The organism is Flavobacterium flavipigmentatum, from assembly GCF_020911905.1.
GTDB lineage: Bacteria > Bacteroidota > Bacteroidia > Flavobacteriales > Flavobacteriaceae > Flavobacterium > Flavobacterium flavipigmentatum.
This window is the reverse complement of sequence record NZ_CP087133.1, coordinates 887045-908000: the sequence shown is the minus strand read 5'-3', so window position 1 is coordinate 908000 and position 20956 is coordinate 887045. Positions and strand designations below refer to the sequence as shown.

At 34.9% G+C, this 20956-nt stretch carries 21 protein-coding genes; 8 read left to right on the top strand and 13 right to left on the bottom strand.

The window, feature by feature from the left end:
• Positions 1 to 22: 22 nt before the first annotated feature.
• The 3 genes from bioB to LNP22_RS04355 form a co-directional block, all read right to left on the bottom strand.
• Complete coding sequence (gene bioB, locus LNP22_RS04365) at positions 23 to 1111, bottom strand: biotin synthase BioB (RefSeq protein WP_229975504.1); 1089 nt, start codon at positions 1109 to 1111, stop codon at positions 23 to 25.
• 170 nt (positions 1112 to 1281) lie between these two features.
• Positions 1282 to 1719 (bottom strand): hypothetical protein, encoded by a 438-nt coding sequence (locus LNP22_RS04360; RefSeq protein WP_229975503.1) that lies wholly within the window; start codon positions 1717 to 1719, stop codon positions 1282 to 1284.
• Between the two features lie 119 nt (positions 1720 to 1838).
• Complete coding sequence (locus LNP22_RS04355) at positions 1839 to 2768, bottom strand: bifunctional riboflavin kinase/FAD synthetase (RefSeq protein ID WP_229975502.1); 930 nt, start codon at positions 2766 to 2768, stop codon at positions 1839 to 1841.
• 193 nt (positions 2769 to 2961) lie between these two features.
• Between LNP22_RS04355 and LNP22_RS04350 the strand changes: the two genes are divergently transcribed.
• Positions 2962 to 5640 (top strand): zinc-dependent metalloprotease, encoded by a 2679-nt coding sequence (locus tag LNP22_RS04350; RefSeq protein ID WP_229975501.1) that lies wholly within the window; start codon positions 2962 to 2964, stop codon positions 5638 to 5640.
• 5 nt (positions 5641 to 5645) lie between these two features.
• On the opposite strand, the gene LNP22_RS04345 is transcribed toward LNP22_RS04350, so the two are convergent.
• Positions 5646 to 6326, bottom strand: a complete 681-nt coding sequence (locus tag LNP22_RS04345) for a ComF family protein (protein ID WP_229975500.1) — start codon at positions 6324 to 6326, stop codon at positions 5646 to 5648.
• 98 nt (positions 6327 to 6424) lie between these two features.
• Between LNP22_RS04345 and LNP22_RS04340 the strand changes: the two genes are divergently transcribed.
• The 5 genes from LNP22_RS04340 (at position 6425) to LNP22_RS04320 (ending at position 12245) form a co-directional block, all read left to right on the top strand.
• The gene (locus LNP22_RS04340; RefSeq protein WP_229975499.1) at positions 6425 to 7963 is read left to right on the top strand and encodes a glycine--tRNA ligase; all 1539 of its coding nucleotides are present in this window, start codon (positions 6425 to 6427) and stop codon (positions 7961 to 7963) included.
• 208 nt (positions 7964 to 8171) lie between these two features.
• On the top strand, positions 8172 to 8969 hold the full coding sequence (locus LNP22_RS04335; protein WP_210666058.1) for a LytR/AlgR family response regulator transcription factor: 798 nt from the start codon (positions 8172 to 8174) through the stop codon (positions 8967 to 8969).
• Positions 8970 to 9145: 176 nt separating this feature from the next.
• Positions 9146 to 9397 carry a hypothetical protein gene (locus LNP22_RS04330; protein ID WP_210666059.1) on the top strand — a complete coding sequence of 84 codons (252 nt, stop codon included), beginning with the start codon at positions 9146 to 9148 and terminating at the stop codon, positions 9395 to 9397.
• 99 nt (positions 9398 to 9496) lie between these two features.
• On the top strand, positions 9497 to 11554 hold the full coding sequence (locus LNP22_RS04325) for a tetratricopeptide repeat-containing sensor histidine kinase (RefSeq protein ID WP_229975498.1): 2058 nt from the start codon (positions 9497 to 9499) through the stop codon (positions 11552 to 11554).
• Positions 11544 to 12245: a response regulator gene (locus LNP22_RS04320; protein ID WP_229975497.1), complete on the top strand. Its 702-nt coding sequence runs from the start codon at positions 11544 to 11546 to the stop codon at positions 12243 to 12245. The genes LNP22_RS04325 and LNP22_RS04320 overlap by 11 nt, the downstream gene beginning before the upstream one ends.
• 50 nt (positions 12246 to 12295) lie before the next feature.
• On the opposite strand, the gene thiL is transcribed toward LNP22_RS04320, so the two are convergent.
• Positions 12296 to 13342 carry a thiamine-phosphate kinase gene (gene thiL / locus LNP22_RS04315; RefSeq protein WP_229975496.1) on the bottom strand — a complete coding sequence of 349 codons (1047 nt, stop codon included), beginning with the start codon at positions 13340 to 13342 and terminating at the stop codon, positions 12296 to 12298.
• A gap of 139 nt (positions 13343 to 13481) precedes the next feature.
• Here thiL and LNP22_RS04310 point away from each other — a divergent pair, with 139 nt between their 5' ends.
• Together LNP22_RS04310 and LNP22_RS04305 are read left to right on the top strand one after the other, a co-directional pair.
• On the top strand, positions 13482 to 14417 hold the full coding sequence (locus LNP22_RS04310) for a 1-phosphofructokinase family hexose kinase (RefSeq protein WP_229975495.1): 936 nt from the start codon (positions 13482 to 13484) through the stop codon (positions 14415 to 14417).
• A 94-nt stretch (positions 14418 to 14511) separates the two neighbouring features.
• A complete protein-coding gene (locus LNP22_RS04305) occupies positions 14512 to 14991 on the top strand; it encodes a DinB family protein (RefSeq protein ID WP_229975494.1) in 480 nt (159 codons plus the stop codon).
• 63 nt (positions 14992 to 15054) lie between these two features.
• On the opposite strand, the gene LNP22_RS04300 is transcribed toward LNP22_RS04305, so the two are convergent.
• From LNP22_RS04300 to LNP22_RS04265, 8 genes are all read right to left on the bottom strand, one after another.
• The gene (locus tag LNP22_RS04300; RefSeq protein WP_229975493.1) at positions 15055 to 16011 is read right to left on the bottom strand and encodes a helix-turn-helix transcriptional regulator; all 957 of its coding nucleotides are present in this window, start codon (positions 16009 to 16011) and stop codon (positions 15055 to 15057) included.
• A gap of 77 nt (positions 16012 to 16088) precedes the next feature.
• Entirely contained in the window at positions 16089 to 16481 is a 393-nt protein-coding gene (locus tag LNP22_RS04295; RefSeq protein ID WP_229975492.1) for a VOC family protein, read from the bottom strand.
• A 327-nt stretch (positions 16482 to 16808) separates the two neighbouring features.
• Positions 16809 to 17723 carry a helix-turn-helix domain-containing protein gene (locus tag LNP22_RS04290; RefSeq protein ID WP_229975491.1) on the bottom strand — a complete coding sequence of 305 codons (915 nt, stop codon included), beginning with the start codon at positions 17721 to 17723 and terminating at the stop codon, positions 16809 to 16811.
• A 16-nt stretch (positions 17724 to 17739) separates the two neighbouring features.
• Positions 17740 to 17997, bottom strand: coding sequence for an Atu4866 domain-containing protein (locus LNP22_RS04285; RefSeq protein WP_229975490.1), 258 nt, complete (start codon positions 17995 to 17997; stop codon positions 17740 to 17742).
• Between the two features lie 3 nt (positions 17998 to 18000).
• Positions 18001 to 18846, bottom strand: coding sequence for an SDR family oxidoreductase (locus LNP22_RS04280; protein WP_229975489.1), 846 nt, complete (start codon positions 18844 to 18846; stop codon positions 18001 to 18003).
• A gap of 265 nt (positions 18847 to 19111) precedes the next feature.
• Positions 19112 to 19768, bottom strand: a complete 657-nt coding sequence (locus tag LNP22_RS04275) for a hypothetical protein (protein ID WP_229975488.1) — start codon at positions 19766 to 19768, stop codon at positions 19112 to 19114.
• Positions 19765 to 20007: a type II toxin-antitoxin system ParD family antitoxin gene (locus tag LNP22_RS04270; protein ID WP_229975487.1), complete on the bottom strand. Its 243-nt coding sequence runs from the start codon at positions 20005 to 20007 to the stop codon at positions 19765 to 19767. Before LNP22_RS04270 ends, LNP22_RS04275 begins: the two co-directional genes overlap by 4 nt.
• A 142-nt stretch (positions 20008 to 20149) precedes the next feature.
• Positions 20150 to 20914, bottom strand: a complete 765-nt coding sequence (locus LNP22_RS04265; protein WP_229975486.1) for a hypothetical protein — start codon at positions 20912 to 20914, stop codon at positions 20150 to 20152.
• Positions 20915 to 20956 lie beyond the last annotated feature (42 nt).

Below are 20956 nucleotides of genomic sequence, written 5' to 3'. Positions count from 1 at the left end.
TTGTTAATAGTAAAAGTATTTTTTAAGCTTTTGTTTTTCCAGAAGCTTCAAGATTTCTTTCGATTGTATGCCCTGGTCGGGACCATTTAGGTTTTTCGCCCAATGGAGCAAATTGAGAATCCGCAGCTTCTACAGTTTGTGGCTGCGAAACTTTGGTAAAAGGTTTTTGCGGAATCAATCCTAACATTTCAAACATTTTCATGTCTTCCTGCACATCAGGATTGGGAGTGGTTAATAATTTGTCTCCGGCAAAAATAGAATTGGCACCCGCAAAGAAACACATTGCCTGACCTTCTCTGCTCATGTTTGTTCTTCCTGCAGACAAACGTACCTGAGTATCTGGCATTACAATTCTCGTGGTGGCAACCATACGAATCATTTCCCAAATTTCAACTGGTTTTTCTTCTTCCATCGGAGTTCCTTCAACGGCAACTAATGCATTGATCGGCACTGATTCTGGTTGTGGATTTAAGGTAGAAAGTGCCACAAGCATTCCTGCTCTGTCTTCGATACTTTCTCCCATGCCGATAATTCCTCCGCTACAAACCGTAACATTGGTTTTACGAACATTTTCTATGGTTTGCAAACGGTCTTCAAAACCGCGTGTCGAAATAACATCTTTATAATATTCTTCAGAAGTATCTAAGTTGTGGTTGTAAGCATACAAACCTGCTTCTGCCAAACGTTGCGCTTGGTTTTCGGTAATCATTCCCAAAGTACAACAAACTTCCATGTCTAGTTTGTTTATGGTACGAACCATTTCTAGAACTTGGTCAAATTCTTCGCCATCTTTTACGTTTCTCCAGGCAGCTCCCATACAAACACGAGAAGATCCGCTGGATTTTGCACGCAAAGCTTGTGCTTTTACCTGACTTACACTCATAAGGTCGTTTCCTTCGACTCCAGTGTTGTAACGTGCTGCTTGCGGACAATAACCGCAATCTTCAGGACAGCCTCCCGTTTTGATGGACAATAAAGTAGAAACCTGAACCACATTCGGATCATGTTTTTCTCTGTGAATTGTGGCTGCTTCATACAGCAAATCCATCAAGGGTTTATTATATATGGCGATTATTTCGTCTTTGGTCCAATTGTGTTTTCTAATGCTCATTGATACATTTTTTTGATGCTTCAAAAGTAGTCAAATTGTTCTAATCAACCAATCGTGAATTTCTTAAATAAATATTTGTTAGTTATTTTTAAAAAAGAAACACTTTAAAATCATAAAATTGTATTTTTTATGATTTTAAAGTGCTTAAAAGCTATTTTTATTTTAGAAAATTAATCGGCAGCGTATTTGTTATTCCAATACAGCATGAGCATCATTGTCACAATTACTGAGGAAGCAATTCCTTCAAAAAACAAGCAGATGCAATAAGCGGTTACAGAAGGATCTCCGCCAAATAAAAAGGTTTCCGAAAGCGATTTTACATAAGCATCTCCGCCTCGAGCATAACTGTAAATCAAGAGACCGAACACGCTCATCGAAACGCCAACTACAGAAGTTGCCATTGCCGATACAGCATTCGATACAAAATTGGTTTCTCCTTCAAGAAGGTTCATTTGTAATGTTTTATTGACTCCCCAAAAGATAAAAAACACGTTTAAGGTACGCAGGTAAAACAAATCGGCAAGGCCCAATACATTCATTAATAAAAAATAAAGGCCAATTCCGAGGAAAATTAAAAAGCCATTGAGGATTTCTTTAGGTAGTTTCATAGTGGTTATTTTTTAAAGAAGTTAATAGTAAAGATTTGACATAGAGCTGTCTATATCAAATTTACTAAAAAAATAGCTACAATGATTTAAAAATAAAGAAAAGTACGATTTGAAGTTCTTTAGACTTGACTTACAAAGTCTAAAGCTGCGATTTTGTCCTGATGTAACTGCTCTTTTAGTTGCTCAACCGAGTCGAATTTTTGCTCTTCCCGAAGATATTGTAACAATGAAACTTCGATTTTTTTGCCATAAATAGTGTCATTAAAATCAAAAAGATGTACTTCGATGGTTTGCTTTTGTCCGTCTACCGTGGGGTTAAAGCCAATGTTCATCATTCCAAAAATCTCTTTTTGGTCTACAATTGCTTTTACCACATAAACACCATTTTTAGGAATTAGTTTGTAATCTTCTTCAATTTTGATGTTGGCTGTCGGGAAACCAATCGTTCTGCCCAGTTGTTTTCCTTTTACCACCTCGCCCGAAAAAAAGTACTGATATCCGAGATAATCATTGGCCAAAGCCATATTGCCTTCTTGTAAAGCGGTGCGGATTTTGGTAGAACTCACCGAAACATCCTGAATTTCTTGTGCCGAAATTTGCTCGACTTCAAAACCATATTCTACTCCAAAAGCGATTAAATTATCAATATTGGCAGTTCTGTTTCGGCCAAAACGATGGTCGTAACCAATAATTATTTTATGAATGTGAAATTGATCTACCAAAATAGAATGCACAAATTCTTCGGCGGTTAGTCTGGAAAAACTTTCGTCAAACGGATGAATAACAAGGTTTTCTATTCCGGTTTGCTCTAGAAGTTTGGTCTTTTCGGTTATCGTATTAAGAAGTCTGATCTCTGATTTGTCCTGCAAAACCATTCGCGGATGCGGAAAAAAAGTAAGAACCAGGCTTTCGTACTTGCCGTTTTCGGTATTTTGAGTGATTCGTTCTAAGATTTTTTTATGACCAATATGTACGCCATCAAAGGTGCCAAGAGTTAAAATTGTTTTCTTGGTTGACCGAAAGTCGTTTATAGAATGAAAGAGCTTCAAAGCAAGTTATTTAAGATGTTGCAAATTTATACTATCTATTTTAAATCTAATAACAACCCGAATTGATTTTTGCTATTTTAATTTAATTTTAAAAAAAAATGAAGAACTCGTCGACAAAATCGTATTAAACGTCGTATATCTATTTGAATTTAATTTAATTCGTTTATTTTTGATCAATTATAATTTTTCGGTTATGAAAAAAGCGCTACTCTTTGTTTTAGTTATTTTCAATTTTACGCAACTTCAGGCTCAAAAAAATGAGCTTTGGCAAAGGGTTGGCGGAAGTGTTGCAACGGCCAAAGGTCAATCTGACACAGACGATAGAAAGCTGTATTATAAACTGAATGATACATTTTTGAAGGAAAAATTAGCCGCCACTTTTGCTTTAAAAGATGATAAAATTACTACGGTAGTTACTTTTCCTAATGCTCACGGAGTTTTAGAGCGTTTTATGGTTTGGGAAGCGTCAAATTTTGCCCCGGAATTACAAGCAAAATATCCCGATATAAGAGCTTATGCAGGTGTCGGAATAGATGATAAAAATGCAAAAATTAATTTTAGTATGTCGCCACTAGGTTTGCAAACAATGGTAATTCGTGCTACTGAAAATAATGAGTTTATAGAAAACAATATTGCTGATCAGTCTCAATATGTAGTTTTTACTTCAAAAGATACTAATTTTTCTAAATCTGCTTTGATTTGCTCAACTGTTGATAGTTTCAATTCGATTGCAAAGAAAACAAGCACTGCAAAAACCACTGCCAATAATAAAGTTTTTAAGACGTTGCGATTGGCGTTGTCGTGTACTGGCGAATATGCTCAGTATTATGGTGGAACAAAAGCAGGAGCTTTGGCTGGTATGAATGCTACAATGACTCGGGTAAACGGAATTTTTAATAAAGATTTGGCTTTAAACTTGATTTTAATTGCTAATAATGATGCTGTAATTTTTACTACTGCTTCTTCTGACCCTTATTCAAATGCTTCTTCTGGTGTAAATGGTGCATGGAATAATGAGGTACAGACTACATTAACCAATTTTATTGGAAATAGTGCGTATGATATTGGTCATTTATTTGGCGGTTCTGGCGGAGGCGGAAATTCAGGTTGTATTGGTTGCGTTTGTGTTGATCCTACAGCTTCTTTTCCAAATGCGAAAGGTAGTGCTTACACCTCGCCTTCGGATGCAAAACCACAAGGTGATACTTTTGATATCGATTATGTGGCTCACGAAATGGGGCACCAATTAGGAGGCAATCATACTTTTTCTTTTGATGGTTCTGAGCGCACAGATGTAAATGTAGAGCCTGGAAGTGGTTCTACAATTATGGCTTACGCCGGAATTACCGATGATTATGATGTTCAAGGGGCTTCAGACGATTATTTTGCGTACGCTAGTATTTTGCAAATACAAGATAATTTGGCAACCAAAAGTTGTCCTGTTAGCACCAGTATTGCTAACAATCCTCCCGTTATCAACGCTGGTGCCGATTATACGATTCCGAAAGAAACTGCTTTTGTGCTTACAGGCACAGGTTCTGATCCTGAAGGTGATACAATTACGTATTGTTGGGAACAAAATGATTCGGCTACTACCACTTCTGCAGACAACAGCAGAACATATCTTACCAAGCCAGATGGGCCTATGTTTCGCTCTTTTGCGCCAACAAATTCGCCTGTTCGATATATGCCAAGTCTTAGTTCTGTTGTGCAAAACAGGTTGAGCACTCCTTGGGAGTCTGTTTCCTCAATTGCCAAAACAATGCGTTTCACGCTTACCGGCCGTGATAATGCGGCACAAGGTACTGCGCAAACCAATACCGATTTGATGTTGGTAACCGTCAATTCGTCAACGGGACCATTTGCGGTTACATCCCAAAACACAGACAATATTAGCTGGGCAAATTCAAGCCAGCAGTTAGTAACTTGGGCGGTAAACAACACGACGACTCTGGCGGGTTCTTCATCAGTAAATATTAAGCTTTCTACCGATGGTGGACTGACTTTTTCTACCGTTTTGGCTTCTAATACTCCAAATGATGGCTCAGAAGTAATAACGGTTCCCGCAGATGTAAAAGCAACCAATTGCAGAGTTTTAATCGAGCCAACAGCCAATATCTATTATGCGGTAAATGGCAAACCGTTTTCTGTCGGGTATACTTCTGTAACAAATTGTAATTCGTATAGTTTTGGAAACTCATTTTCGATTCCAAACAGCAACAATTTTACTGTAAGGACCATTACTGTTCCTGCTTCTGCACAAAAAATTTCAGATGTAAATGTTTCAGTAAATGTTACGCACGCCAGCCTGTCTGATTTAGAGTTTCAAATGGTAAGTCCGCAAGGAACGGTAGTAAAATTACTTTATAAAACATGTGCGGCAAGTACGAGTCAGAATTTCTTAATGCAATTTGATGATTCCGGAACAGCTTTAGATTGTACTGTGGCAACATCTCAAACAGTACTTCCTTTTGAATCTTTGGGTGCTTTTACGGGAGAAAATCTTCAGGGAACCTGGACTTTTAGAGTTCGTGATCTTGTATCGGGAACATCGGGTACAATAAATGCCGTTTCTCTAAATATTTGCGATCAGACATATACTTTGGGAACAAAAGAAATAGATAATATCAATTTTGTGCTTTATCCAAATCCTAATAAAGGAAATTTCACTGTTCAGTTTTCGAGTGACTCCATTAACGAAGTTAAAATTTTTGTGCACGATATTTTAGGCAAAAAGCTGTACGAAAAGACTTTTGAACGTACTTCTGTTTTTAGTCAGGAGATTCAAATGCCAATTACCAATGCTGGTGTGTATCTCGTAACTGTCCTCGAGGGAGAAAAAAAAACAGTTAAAAAAATAATTATCAATTAAATTTTTTAATGGGCTATTGCCATGCAGGCGATACTAATTTTGGCTCCGGGAATTTTTAGCAGTGCTCTCGAGCAGGCTTCAAGAGTGGCGCCAGTCGTGATTACGTCGTCTATGATCAAAAAATGTTTGTCGTGGTTTTCTACCTTCAAAATCACATCAAAAATATTTTCTATGTTCTCAGATCTTCCTAAAAGGTTTTTCTTAGATTGTGTTTTTGAATATTTTTTTCGATATAAAATAGAATCATCGTATTTTATTTTTAAGGCATCAGATAACGCTTGTCCAAAAGTAGTGACTTGGTTGTAGCCTCTTTCTTTTCGCTTTTTTTGATGCAACGGAACCGGAATAATCATATCAAAAGGAGTTTCTGCGTGGGCAAGTTTTAAATCTTCGCCATACCAATTTCCTAAAACTGTTCCAATTTCTTCCATGCCTTTGTATTTTAAGTTGTGAATGAGTTCCTGAACGATTCCTTTTTTATTAAAATACAAAAAAGCAGATGCATGCTGGATTTCTATTTTACCATAAAATTTCTTTACTGCTTCGTTTTCTGGATCCAAATGATACTGAGTCAATGGCATTTCATGACGACAATGGCTGCAAAACACTATTTCATTGGTCGTCAAAAGTGTGCGGCATCCGGCACAAACTTTAGGAAAAAACAGGTCAATAATATATTTAAACACAAATAAGAAGAATTTAGTTACAAAAATACAAAAATCACGCCTTCAAACTTTATTATTTTTCTTTTTTTTAAAAGTACTTTTTATATTTTTGCATCACTATGGCAAAACAAGAAGATATATTTAAGAATGTGGTTTCGCACGCAAAAGAGTACGGATTTATTTTTCCGTCAAGCGAAGTATACGACGGATTGAGTGCAGTGTATGATTACGCACAGAATGGCGTCGAATTAAAAAAGAATATCCGTGAATATTGGTGGAAATCAATGGTGCAGATGAATGATAATATTGTGGGCCTTGATGCTGCAATATTGATGCATCCTACTACCTGGAAAGCTTCAGGACACGTGGATGCTTTCAATGATCCATTAATTGATAATAAAGATTCGAAAAAAAGATATAGAGCTGATACTTTAGTTGAAGATTATTGTAAAAAACTTGAGGATAAGGCTAAAAAAGAAATTGATAAAGCAAGAGCTCGTTTTGGCGATGCTTTTAATGAGGAAGAATTTGTAACTACAAATGCTCGTGTAGTTGAATATTTTGCAAAAAAGAAAGAAATTTTATCAAGGCTTGCAAAAGGTATGACTGATGATCTTCAGGATGTAAAAGCTTTAATCGAAGAACTTGAAATTGCTGACCCCGAAACAGGTTCCCGAAACTGGACAGATGTAAAGCAATTCAACTTAATGTTCGGAACTAAACTTGGTGCTTCTGCAGATTCTGCAATGGATTTGTATTTGCGTCCGGAAACGGCACAGGGTATTTTTGTAAATTTCTTAAACGTGCAAAAATCGGGTCGTATGAAGGTTCCTTTTGGAATTGCGCAAACAGGTAAAGCGTTTAGAAATGAGATTGTTGCAAGACAATTTATTTTCCGTATGCGTGAATTTGAACAAATGGAAATGCAATTTTTTGTGCGTCCAGGTGATGAAATGCAATGGTACGAACACTGGAAAGAAACCCGTTTGAAATGGCACTTGTCTCTCGGTCTTGGAAAACAGAATTACCGTTTTCACGATCACGAAAAATTAGCGCATTATGCAAATGCAGCAGCAGATATCGAATTTAATTTTCCTTTTGGTTTTAAAGAATTAGAAGGAATTCACTCAAGAACTGATTTTGATTTAAAAGCACACGAGCAATTTTCGGGTAGAAAATTACAATATTTTGATGCAGAATTGAATCAGAATTACGTGCCTTACGTGGTAGAAACATCTGTGGGTCTAGATCGTATGTTCTTGGCTGTTTTTGCAACATCATTGCAGGAAGAAGCTTTAGAAGACGGCTCTACCAGAACAGTTTTAAAATTACCGGCCGTTTTGGCGCCAACAAAAGCAGCCGTTTTACCGCTGGTTAAAAAAGACGGTTTGCCAGAAATCGCAAAAAAAATCATGGATGATTTGAAATGGGATTTTAATGTGGCGTACGATGAGAAAGATGCTGTAGGACGTCGTTACAGAAGACAAGATGCTTTGGGAACTCCGTTTTGTATCACAGTAGATCACCAAACTATCGAAGACGAAACGGTTACTATTCGCCATAGAGATACCATGAAACAAGATCGTGTTAAAATAACCGAGCTAAAAGATATTATCGAAAATGAAGTTTCGATGAAAAACTGGTTGATGAAAATGTAATTTTTCAAAACTATTCAAGACATCCCAAATTCCGTTACGGAGTTTGGGATTTTTTTTGGCTTTACTTTTGTGCATAAATTTTATTACATTTATGCGCTTTGTCGACTATATTTGCATTTGGTCGATTATAGGACAGTTTAAATGATTTCAAATCGTAATCATGCTACTTTTAGTCTACTGTAAACCGTAAATCAATACGCCAATAAACTTGAAAAAGTATTCGTACATAATCGTAGACGAGAGTGCTGAAAGTATCTTAAAAACCAAATCGCTTTTGGATGGTTTTGCAGAGTTTAGCTATTTGGCTGCGGGCGAGAATTATCGGGACGGCCTTAGTTTGGTTTTAGAACATCAGCCGGAACTTATTTTTCTCGAAATCGATCCCGAAAATGCTGAAACTCACTTATCTTTTTCTTTTATCAACGAATTGCATCGTTTTTTAATTCATATCCCTAAAATAATTATAATAACTTCTAAAAAAGACAAGGCTTTTGAAGCTATTCAATATCAGGTTTTTGATTATATTCTGAAGCCTTTAGGCAGGGTAGATGTGATGAAAACCATTTTGAAACTGCATAAAATTGCCTTTGAAGCATATCCGATGCAATTGAGTCTTGAGCCCGCTTTGATGACATCACCAGTTGTCAAAAGAGAAAAACAATTGATAATTTGTGTAAAATCGTACGGAGATTATCGTTATCTGAGAGCAGCCGATATTTGCTATTTTCAGGCCGATAATAACTCTACCGATATTTATATGAATTCGGGCGAAATGATCACTGCATTCAAGACACTTAAACATTTTGAGGCTATTTTGTCAAGTCCTTTTGTTAGAATACATAACAGCTATATTATCAACATCAATTATATCGCCAGAATACATAACGGAAACTCAGTCTGTTACATTAAAAATTCGCCAAAAAAAATTCCTTTCTCTAAAACATATAAGTCTAATGTTGATCTTATTATTACAGAATTTTCAAAAGGAAATTATATTGAGGTCTAAAAATTAAATATTTACACGTTTTTAACACTCATTCACTATCATTTGGGGGTATTTTACCACAAATGCTAATTTTTGTGCAAGAAAATCTCGATTTAGGTTTTAGTTTTACATCAGAGAATTAGCGCTAAGCTACTCATTTAAAAAGATTTATAAAAACTAAAATAAAACCTCAAATCATGAAAAAAACAGCTTTAACAATCGGATTATTTTCTTTAGTAATGGTATTAACTTCTTTTGCTTCACCAGAGGTAGTTACAAGTACAACCCCAATCATGGATGCTGGTATTAACGAAGGATATACAGTAGTAACTAGAAAACTTGATGTAGAGAAAGTGGGGTCAAAAAGCACAGAAGTTGCACTAAAATCGTTAATAGCTATTGAAGACAATGGAGGCGGTTCTACAGGCGGCGGAAGAAAATTAGATTAAAAAAATATACCTCAAAATAGTAAAGGTTGTCAATTTTTTGGCAGCCTTTTTTTTTGTGTTCATAGTTTTAGTATTTTTGATTAAACTCAAACGCTGCAATTGAAAAATAAGTACCAAATACTATTGTTTTTATTTTTTATTTTATGGGCTTGTTCCAAAAAAAATAATTCGAATGAAAAGATAACTTCTCTCGAAGATAGCCTCTCCACGTATCTTTCTTTGGCCAACGATATTAATTTGCCTCTTGAGTTTAAGCAGAAATACAATCAGAAAGCTTTTAATGTTATCATCAGTCAGGATAATGATTCTTTAAATAGAGTAAATCTTTTTAAAGTGGCCAATCGCTATTATAATATGAGCGATTGGAAAGCCTACAAAGACATCACAGAGATCGTTTTGGAGCGGTCTATTAGCAGCAAAGATTCTGCAAATATGGCCAAAGCCTACACGTATCTCGGCGATTATTACGGTTCACGGTCTGTTGCAGATAGTGCGTTTCTACATTATTTTAGAGCAGAAAAACTTTATTTAAGAATTGGAGATCATTATAATCTGGCCAAAGCTTTTATGAGCAAAGCGAGTTTGCAATATAACGAAGGCATTTTTTTTGAAAGTGAAATAGCCGTTTTTAAGGCTCTAAGCAACTTAAAAGGATTAAAAAATGTAAACGATCAGTTGTATGAATGTTACAATCTTTTGGGACTTTTGTACAATGAAAGAGAGGAATATGATAAGGCTTTAGAGTTTCAGAATAAAGCTTTGGAGGTGTTGCAAGATAAGTCGATACCATCAGAATTACAGTTAAAGGCAACTTCATACAACAATATAGGTTTTGTATATTTTAGTAAACGAAATTACAGGCGAGCTAAGTTTTTCTTTGAAAAAGGTTTGGCAGAAAATAATCTGTTTAAAGAAAAAACTATTTTGTACGCAATTCTACTGGATAATATTGCTTATTGTAATTTCAAATTGAATGAAGATAAAGATTTACCGGAACAATTTTTTACTGCTTTAAAAATTAGAGATAGTTTGGGATTAAAGGCGGGAATAATTTCTAGTAAAATTCATTTGTCTGAATATTTTTCTTCTAAGAAAGATACTTTAAGAGCCATACAATATAGCAAGCAGGCACTTTTAATGTCAAGAAATTCAAATAGATTGCGCAATACTCTGGAGGCGCTCAAGCAACTTGCTATTGTTGATCCCGAAAATGCTTCGGTCTATTCTAAGGAATACATCAAACTCAATGAACAAATGCTCAAAGCCGAGCGTGTCATTGGGGAAAAATTCTCTCGTATTGAATACGAAACCAATGAAATTAAAAGCGAAAATTCAAATCTGGAAGTTCAAAACAGAACATTGGTTTATGTTTTTAGTTTTTGTACGCTAATTGGACTGTTTTTTTACATTTATAAAACACAACAAGCCAAAAACCGAGAACTTATTTTTAAACAACAGCAGCAAATAGCCAATGAAGACATCTATAATTTGATGATCTCTCAGCAAAAAGAGATTGAGGCTACTAGAATTAGAGAAAAGAAAAAGGTTGCACAGGAATTACACGACGGTGTTCTGGGCAGAATGTTCGGAATTAGGATAAGCCTGGATAGTCTCAATAAAATAGACGAAGAGTTTGCTGCGCCTAAAAGAAAAAAATATTTGGCAGAGTTAAAAAATATAGAACAGGATATTAGGGAAATTTCTCACGACTTAAGTAGGGAAAAGTCAGAATTAATTAATAACTTTATTCTTATTTTGACAAAACTTTTTGATGACCAAAGAAATACCTATGATACAGAGTTGATAATATCGATGGATTCTCATATCAATTGGGATTTGGTAAGTAATACAATAAAAATCAATTTATACCGTATTATTCAGGAGGCTTTACAGAATTGTAATAAGTATGCAAATGCAACAACAATTTCAATCGAATTTAAGAGCGAAATTAATCATTTGGTGCTTTCAATTTCTGATGATGGAGTTGGGTTTAACCCTAAAAAAGCAAAAAAAGGGATAGGCTTGCAAAACATTTTTTATCGAACCGAGGAATGTTTGGGAGCTGTAAGCATCAATTCTAGTAAAAATGAAGGAACCTTGATTACGATTAAGATTCCTATAGATCAAAAAATTAACCTACAAACAAATGATAGCTGAACTAAACCCACCGTCCATTTCGCAATTAATCCAGCGAAATATCCTAATAGTAGACGACCATCCGTTTATTATCGAAGGATACAAAAATGCGATTACCCGCTACAAGCCCAAAGGGTATGAGTTTTTTATTTGGCAAGCCAACGATTGTAAATCGACGTATGATCTTTTGGAAGACTCTAAAACGCCTCAGTTTGATATTGCTTTTCTTGACATAAGTATGCCCGCTTATGATGAAAAAGAAATATTTTCTGGCGAAGATCTGGCAAAATTAATCCTCAAGAAAATGCCCGACTGTAAGATTATTTTGCTCACTATGTATACAGAATTACTCAAAATCAAGACGATTATCAGAACCATTAACCCCAGTGGACTCATTATCAAAAATGACTTGACTTTTGACGAGCTTCTTTTTGCATTTGATAAAATAATGAAAGGAAACAGGTATTACAGCCAATCTGTTGTAAAAATGCTCAATCAGTCGCCTCATAATTCGATCGAAATTGATCAGTTTGATAAACAAATATTATTTCATTTATCAAAAGGAACGCAAACCGAAGAAATGCCGCAATACATTCCGATTTCTTTGAATGCAATTGAACGCAGAAAAATTAATTTGAAAGAATTACTAAAAATCAAAACCGGAGAAGATGTCGATCTGGTGAAAGAAGCCAAAAGTAAAGGACTTTTTTAAATAAAAAACGACATCTTATCTGATGTCGTTTTTTGTCGCAGGCAATTTTTTTATTCGCTTAAAGCGTCCCATCCTCTTGCTTTTAGCGGAATTTGAGTATTGGCTCTCGTGACCAAATTGATTCCTTCGCTTTCGTGAGCCATGTGACCAATAACCGAGAAATTTGGATTTCCTTTTATTTTATCAAAATCATTAATATCAATGGTAAATAGCAATTCATAATCTTCACCTCCATTGATGGCAACGGTAGTACTATCAATATTAAACTCTTCGCAAGTCGAAATAAATTGCGGATCCAGAGGCAATTTGTCTTCGTATAAATTGCAACCCACATTTGATTGTTTGCACAAATGAATGATCTCTGAAGACAATCCGTCTGAAATATCAATCATAGACGTTGGTTTTATTTCGAGAGCATGCAATAAGGTGCGTACATCTTTTCGTGCTTCTGGTTTTAACTGACGTTCAATTAGATATGTGTAAAGATCTAAATCGGGCTGACTGTTTGGATTGACTTGAAAAACTTGTTTTTCGCGTTCTAAAACCTGCAATCCCATGTAGGCAGCACCGATATCACCTGTAACAACCAAAAGATCGGTTGCTTTGGCGCCGTTTCTGTAAACAAGTTCTTCTTCGCTGGCTTCACCAATAGCGGTAATGCTAATAATCAATCCTTTTTGCGATGAGGTGGTGTCGCCACCAACAACATCTACTTTATATTCGTTTGCAGCGTGCGTAATGCCTTCAAAAAGTTCTTCTAGGGCTTCTAGAGGGAAACGATTAGAAACGGCAACAGAAACCGTTATTTGCGTCGCTTTGGCATTCATGGCACAAATATCAGAGATGTTAACCACCACTGCTTTGTAACCTAAATGTTTTAAGGGCATGTAGGCCAGATCAAAATGTACGCCTTCGATCAATAAATCGGTAGAAACGACTACTTTTTTATCTTTAAAATCTAGAACGGCGGCATCATCGCCAATGCTTTTTAGTGTCGATGCCTGTTTTACATCAAAGTTTTTGGTCAAATGTTCAATAAGGCCAAACTCGCCTAATTGTGCTATACTGGTACGTTGTGGGTTTTTATCTTCAATCATTTTTCTAAATCCAAATGGTTTTTATCAGACAAAGGTACAAAGTTGTAAAGGTTTTTGTCTAATTTTAAAAGAAATCCCTTTGCATTCTTGGTTTAGGATTTGATTTTTTCGCATCTTTAAAGTTGAATTAAAATAGTATATGATGAAAAACTTTGATATTGTTACCCTTACGGTGAATCCTTCTATTGATAAAAGCACTCATTTTTCGGGATTGATTGCCGAACAAAAAATAAGATGTCAAACGCCTCTGTTTGATGCTGGCGGTGGCGGAATCAATGTTTCGAAAGCTATTTCCCGCTTGGGCGGAAGTTCGTTGACCGTATTCACTTCTGGCGGACCCGTGGGCGAAATGTTGCAAGATCTTGTTGCCAAAGAAAATATTGAGTTTGAAAGCATAACAACAAAATCTGCAACACGCGAAAATTTTATTGCTGTTGATGATCATACCAATTCGCAATACCGTTTTGGATTTACAGGAGGGAGTTTGTCGGAAACTGAAAGTAAAGCGGTTTTGGACACTATTTCGAATCTAAAACCAAAGTTTTTAGTTGCCAGCGGAAGTCTGAATGAAGGTTTGGGAGATGATTTTTATCAAAAAGTAGCACAAATTGCCCAAGCATCACATTCAAAATTAATAATAGATACTTCTGGAGCAGCATTGCAGAAAGTGCTTGAAGTGGGTGCTTACCTCATTAAACCCAATGTGGGAGAGCTGGCTAAACTTATTGGAGTGGAAAGACTGGAAATGGAGGAAGTAAACGAAGCCGCACAAAAAATTATTGCCAAAGGCGGTGCCGAAATTGTAGTGGTTTCGCTCGGGCCTCAAGGCGCAGTGCTGGTTACTAAAGAGGTTTATGAATATGTGCCTGCGCCCAATGTGGCCAAAAAAAGTACGGTTGGCGCTGGTGATAGCATGGTAGGCGGAATGGTGTGGGCATTGTCTCAGAATAAAAGCCTGAAAGAAGTGATTCGCTGGGGAGTGGCCTGTGGTTCTGCCGCAACAATGAATGAAGGGACTCAATTGTTTAAAGAAAATGATGCCAAACGTTTGTTTGAATGGTTGAAAAATAAATAATAGAAATAGTAATAAAAAATATTTTTACTGCTGACAAACTGTTGTCACCGACCCTCAATAATTTTGGAGTATTAAAATATAAAACTTTAAAATCATGAAAACATTAGCAGCGCAAGTAATTACTCCAGAAGATTTGTTGAAACATTGGCAAGGTCATCGCAACCTTACCCGTCGTTTAATTGAATTGTTTCCTGAGAAAGATTTTTTTGAGTTTTCGATAGGAGGTATGAGACCTTTTTCTCAGTTGGTTGATGAACTTCTGGCAATTGCCGGTCCGGGTCTAAAAGGAATTGTAAGCCGTGAAGTGCAACCGTATACCGAAAGTCCTGAAAAATTAATTTTTAAAGCGCAATATCTTCAAAAATGGGACGAAGCAACAGCTCAAATCAATGAGTTGTGGGAAAAATTGAGCATCGAAGATTTTAATGAAACGTTTAATCTTTTTGGGCAGTATGAATTTCCGGTTATCCAGAACATTCTTTATTTTATTGATAATGAAGTGCATCATCGTGGGCAAGCTTATGTGTACCTGAGAGCTTTAGGTATCGAACCTCCTTTTTTCTGGGAGAGATAAATTGCTGCCGTTTTGCATTCTAAAAAAACACCTAAAGAGATAGCCTTTCTCTTTAGGTGTTTTTTATTGTAATTTAATTTTAATTTTCTCCAGCAATTCCAATACTTTTTCTTTTAAACTTTCGGGTTCTACGATGGTAGCATAATCGCCAAACATGAGGATCCATCGAGGAAAGCCTTCTTCGATGCTGCTTGACATAAAAGTCATTTCGATCTCTTCGCCTACTTCTTTTTCTGAGACATAACCGTGGTATTTTTGCTCGTAACGCAGGTAATTGATAATTTTTTTTGAGACTAAAATCCGAACTTTTGTGGAGGGAAGGGTTTGGTCTTTGTTGAGGTAGGTCTCGAGCGAGTCGTGTTCTAGGGTAAAATCATGTTCTGTTTTCTGAATGCCCTGAATGCGGTCTGTACGAAACTGCCTGTACTCTTTGCGCAAATGGCAAAAGCCTAAAAAGTACCAATTGTTGTGATCGTGAAAAACGCCAACGGGTTCTATGTTTCTGTTGGTAGCAGTTTCGGATTCGAGGGTTTTGTACGAAAGTAGGATTTGCTTTTTTTCGGCAATACTTTCGAACAAAACGGCCAGTGTATTGGGAGAACTATCATTGAACATGGGTTCTGAGGCTTGCATGACAATTTTAGACTCGATGTTGGTCAGCCAATCTTTGTCGGTGCTGCGCAAAACCGATTTTAGTTTGTACATCGCCGAGGCGTGATGATTGCCCAGGGCGGTGTCTGTAAATTTTTGCATGAGTTTTTCGGCAGCAATAAAACTGCTTACTTCTTCTCGGGTAAACATGACGGGTGGTAATCTGTAGCCTTCCATCAAGGCATAACCCACTCCGGCTTCGCTATAAATTGGGACACCCGAGGCTTCAAGAGTTCGAATGTCGCGGTAGATGGTTCTTAAACTTACTTCAAAACGATCGGCCAATTCCTGCGCTTTTACAATTTTTTTGGATTGTAATTGAATCAGGATGGCAACAATTCGGTCAAATCGTTTTGGGGTTTCGTCCATTTTTTTCTTTTGAAGATTTTTTCTAAGGTGCAAAGGTTCAAAGATACAAAGGTTTTTGCTTTTACTTCTTTACATTTTTAACCCATAGGCGTGCATATTTCGATCAAAAAACCATCAAGGTCTCTTATGTAAGCTACTACTTGCCCCCAAGGTTTTGTTTTTGGGTTTTCGAGAATTGTTGCGCCTGCTTTTACCGCCAATTCTACAGTTGCTTCGACATTGTCTGTTGTAAAACCAATTTCGATTCCAAAAGGTTTGTTTTCCAAACTGCTTTGGGTAAAACCGTCTTTTAAATTTGAACTTGCCAACGTTACCGAAGCAAACGAAAGTGTTGTTTCACCCATTAAAAGTTCGCCATAACTGTTGTCTGGTGTTGTAAATTTCTTTGAAAAGCCGAAAGCTTTTTCGTAAAAGGCAATTGTTTTCTCAACGTCTTGTACATAAAGTATTGTGTAAGCAAATTTTATCATTATTTCTATGTTTTAGTTTTTGAAGTTAAACATTTTAGCTTTAAGTTTTTGTGGGGTAAAGTTGTAGTCTATTTTCTGATCCTGCATTGGTTTTGGTACAAAATAATTTTCTATTAAGCCAATTGCGACTTTCCATTGCTGTAGTTGTTGTCAATAGTGCTTATTTCTCGAGCTCGAGTATCAATTTAGCTATTTCATCATCTATTTCCGTTATTGAAATAGGATTCCCATTTCCTATTGAATAAAAATTGTTTGATATTTTGATTAATCTTCCCATGAGTGAATTATCATTGTTAAAAACCGTTGCTGTCAGCGATAGTATTTTATTCAATTAAAAGATTGCCTAAATTCAATGGGTGAGCTATTGGTTTTATTTTTAAATAATTTACTGAATGAAGCAGGATATTCAAAACCCAATTCATAAGCGATTTCACTAACGCTTAGGTCTGTAGTTGATAATTTTTCTTTAGCCTTTTCAATTAATTTATTCTGTATGTGTTGTTGCGTACTTAGCCCGCTACTATTTTTTAGTACACTACTTAGGTAATTAGGCGAAAGATTTAGATCATTTGCTATTTGAGTAACAGTAGGGACTCCGTTGATCAGCATTTCTTTATTTTCGAAATAGTTGTTTAATGTTTCTTCTATTTTTGTAAGGATTTGGCGATTCGTAATTTTCCTTGTTATAAATTGTCGCTCATAATAACGTTCTGCATAATTTAGTAATAGCTCAATTTGGGAAATAATTATATTTTCACTGAATTTATCAATATTAGTTTGATATTCTCTTTGAATGTTTTTGAATATTTCCACTAAAATGTTTTCTTCTTTTTCGGACAGAAAAAGTGCCTCATTAACAGCGTAACCAAAGAATTCATAGTTTTTAATGGTTTTTGCTAGGGATGTATTCCATAAAAAATCTGGGTGGAGGAGTAACAACCACCCAGTTGCATTTGTTTTTACATTTTGATTTATTTGAATGTTCAGCGTTTGTTGTGGCGCAACAAAACACAATACACCTTCGTTAAAATCATATTTCTGTTGTCCGTAATTAAACTTTTCAGTTACATTTCGTTTTAAACCAATAGAATAAAAATCTTGTACCCACTTAATTTCATCTGAATCTGCGGGGTAGTTTACTTTACTATAATCTACTAAACTGATTAACGGATGTTCTGGTTTAGGCAAATTACTGTAATTATGTAATTCACTAATAGATTTAAACCGATGTATTGTTTTCATTCGTTAAATTTAAGAATTACATTTCTTTATACAAAACCATTCCTGCGTGATAGAGGATTCTATTTTTGAATTCTCCATCTGCAATAAAACCAGTATCGTCTTTATAGTCAATATGATTTCCAGTTACTTTATAATCTCCTTGATAAGCATTTTTTTTGTAACCTCTTGCTTCATCGTATCGGTTATTGGGCAATAATTCGTGACGGATATGTCCATCATCTGTTACCCATATTCCAATATATTGTTTGGATTCTTCCATTGTTATATGCTCCATATTTTAATTGTTAAATCCTGAAGATGTTCCCAAAACCTGATGCTCTTTCATCGCTTTTTGGATAGTTTCAATTTTTAGATGGGCATAATGGTAAGCATCTTCTCCCATGAAAAAATGTACAGGTGGGTTTTCCTGTTCACTTAAAGTGATAAAAATTTCTGCAGCTTTTTCTGGGTCATTAGGCTGATTTCCATTTATTTGATTTAAATGTGCTTGTTCCATTTCACGAGCAGATTTGTAATCTTCAATCGGATTAGCAGGTGTTTGAACAGAGCCTTCTGATAAAAAATTTGTTCTAAAATAACCTGGATATACTAGGGTTGTATGTACTCCAAATGGCTTCATTTCTTCGGCCAAAGCTTCTGTAAATCCTGCAACTGCAAACTTTGTAGAACAGTAAATACCAAAGCCTGCAAAGTTTCCTGTATAACCTCCTATTGAAGAAATGTTGAAAATATGCCCCGATTTTTGATTGCGCAGGTATTTTGAAGCATTTCTAATTACATTGAGAGAGCCAAAAACATTTACTTTAAAATTACGCTCTACTTCAATTTCAGACAGTTCTTCCAAAGTTCCAATTTGACTGTAACCTGCGTTATTAACTAAAACATCAATTCTACCAAAGTGACCAATTGTAGTTTCAATAGCGTTTCTAACATCATCATTTTTGGTTAAATCCATTTCAATTGGTAAGAAGTTCTCATTTTCTTCTCCAATTTCTTTAATTAACGATTTTCTGTCCCTTGAAGTAGCAGCTACACTAAAACCTTGCAAAAGAAGCTTTTTGACTAAAGTTAGCCCAAGACCTTTAGACGCTCCTGTTACAAACCAAATTTTTTTTGTATCCATTTTTCTTTAGATTTTAAATTAGGGTACAAAATTGGTCCAATAAAAAGGTTATCACTTTTCCAAATCTAAGAAAGATATAGTCAAATCTACTTTTGAGTTGAATCTCTTAGTTTATAATAGTGCTAACGCTCGGCTACCAAAGCTAGTTTGTCACTAAATTAAAAATCTATTTTCGGATTTGCCAAAACATCCCAAAGATAAAACCAACTTTCTTATTTGGCCTGAAACTCAAATCTAGCGAATTCTTTGCTGTTACGAGAGATTTTTATTCTTTGAGCGTTTTAATTAATCCCAAAATTTTAAACTCCAAATAACTTTCTATGGATGATTTTTTTGGTCTAAATTCATTAAAATTCTCTAAATTTTTAATCTCATTTAATTTAGATTTAGGATATTCTGGAGTCTGCTTGAACTTTAAAAATTGTTTTTTCTTTAGTTTTAAAAAACTTTTATAGTTTAAATCATAATGTTTTTCAACTTTTCCGTTGTTAAATTCAAGCACAAGATAATTTGGATAATGTATATCAGTCCAATTTGATTTTCTTACTTCAATCTTTTTCCCATAAGGAATTGTTTGTATTTTAGAATATAAATCCATTATGATTTTCTTTTTGTCTTTAAAAAAAACTTCAAAGACTGACCTTGATTCTAAATGTTTTTCTTTCTTAACTAAAATTTTAATATCGGTTAGAAATAACGAGTCATTTTCAATTGTATAAGTGAAAATATAGTATCCATAATTTGCAGTTGTTTCAATTGCATCATCAGGAACTTTAAAATTAAACGTTTCTAAATAATCTCTTGCTGGATTATAATTATTCCATTCATATGTTTTTCCATTATATATTAAAATATCAGAGATTTGTTCTGTTGCAAAAACTTTCAAAGATATTATTAATGCAAATAGGATTAGTTTCTTCATTTAAGAATGTTTCTTAAGTGTTGCAAAAACTTTTCAGGTTCAAAATCTTCAGCTATTCCACTATCAATTCCTTCTTGAATTGCTTTTCGTAATAAAATAATTTTGTTTTCTTGATCTTCAAGAAGACGAAGAACTGCACGTACAACTTCACTTGCATTATTTAACCTGCCATTATTGACGGTACTTTCAATAAAACTGTCAAAATGATTTCCTAGAGATATAAAGGTATTGCGTCCCATATTTTAATTTTTAGCTAAGTTACCAAAAATGGTAATTTTGAAATTTGAGCACGAGTTTTTGGAAATCTGACATGACGTTGTTCTTTTACTACAGCCGCTTTGACAAATTCCAGAAATCCATCGTGTTAGCTGTTATACCTTGTTATTTTAGAATTCGTATATGTTTCAATTTCCTGCCATTGAATAATTCTATTTCTATCTCTAATTTATTAAATTTTTCTAATGAGGTATTTAAATTTTCGGGTAACCAAAAAGAATAATATTTATTAGAAATACTCCAACCCGAATCTAAACCTCTATTGTCATATTTTCCTTTGTATGCATCCCCAGCTATTGAATTATACAACTTGATAAAATCGTCTATATTTTTTATGATATGATTTCTATTCTTTGTTATATCACTTTTAGTAAGCTTTCCTCCGAGATGTTTTCTTTTTAGGTTTTCAATTAATTTACCATTTTTAGGTTGGTAACATTCACAACTAAAATCATTTACATTAAATCGTCCTTGAATGTATTTTTCAAAACCGTTGAGCATTTGAGATTCTTCAATGTTAAATAGTTTGTCTGTAACGTCTATTTGTTTTTTAATGTTTTTAAAAATTATTTTTATTTTCTTGATTCTTTCTTTAGTTCCATCTACACCTGGCTCAAAAGCACAACAATTACTTCCTTTCCGAGGATTGTCATAAATTACGTCAAGTTTAAATATTATTCCAATTTTTCTATTCTTTTTTATTGAGTCAGTGACATTAAATAATGAACAAGGTATATCATTTATTTTTTCATTATAAATCATCGCTATATTGACATCATTAAGTGAAAACGTGTCTTTTTCTTCATTTTCTTTCTTTTGCGAACATGAAGCGAATAAAAAGACGAATATGATATATAAGGTGATTTTCATTTTTCTTATGCGATTTTGTTTATAATAAGGTATTACGTTCTG